1 protein-coding gene is annotated in these 365 nt (G+C 67.9%); it reads left to right on the top strand.

Going from position 1 to position 365, the window contains the following annotated elements:
• The coding region (locus OP79_RS49235; RefSeq protein ID WP_033329892.1) for a fused MFS/spermidine synthase at positions 1–365 on the top strand (365 nt) is incomplete at both ends.

The raw sequence follows: 365 nt of genomic DNA, 5'->3' as shown, positions 1-365 counted from the left end.
GTCCTGAAGACGAGCAACGCCGAGATCAGCCACGTCGACCTCAAGGACCCCACTCACCTGACGATGGGGTACGTCCAGGCCATCGTGGGCGCCTCGGACCTCATCAACCCCGGTGGTCGCCTGGACGGACTCCACATCGGGGGCGGCGGCATGACCGTGCCCAGGTATCTCGAGCGCACCCGACCGGCGGGTGATCAGCGGGTGTACGAGATAGACGAGGGTCTGACCGACCTGGCCGAGCGCGAGCTGGGCTTCCAGCAGAGCGACCGGCTCAGGGTCGTCACTCGCGACGGGCGCATGGGACTGCGGGAAGAGCCGTCCCGCAGCCGTGACCTGATAGTGGAGGACGCGTTCGGCGCGCACAG

The sequence above is a fragment of the Streptomyces yerevanensis genome (assembly GCF_000716805.1).
GTDB classification, from domain to species: domain Bacteria; phylum Actinomycetota; class Actinomycetes; order Streptomycetales; family Streptomycetaceae; genus Streptomyces; species Streptomyces flaveus.
Note: the sequence above shows the minus strand (reverse complement) of the source record. Positions and strands in the feature narration are given on the sequence as shown.